Below are 282 nucleotides of genomic sequence, written 5' to 3'. Positions count from 1 at the left end.
AACTAGCGGAGCGGTAACTAATGGAATTTCCGGGACGACCTATACGATAGAATACGCAAGTCCAGGAACCTGCGGAACAACTAGCACCGAAACAGTAACTGTTTTAACCTCCGGAAACGCAGCTTTTACTATGACAGCAACTTGTGATGGCGGAACCGCAAATATAACCGGAGATCTTGGCGGAAGCTTTACGTTTAATCCAATACCAACCGATGGTGCAACAATAAACGCAACTAGCGGAACGATTACTAATGGTATTTCTGGGACAACCTATACTATAGA

At 44.7% G+C, this 282-nt stretch carries 1 protein-coding gene; it reads left to right on the top strand.

The features are described from left to right. On the top strand, positions 1-282 hold a 282-nt coding region (locus tag ACVCZW_RS01405; protein WP_452231473.1), incomplete at both ends, for a hypothetical protein.

The organism is Lacinutrix sp. MEBiC02595 (assembly GCF_053601555.1).
This window is presented reverse-complemented; position numbering and strand designations above follow the sequence as displayed.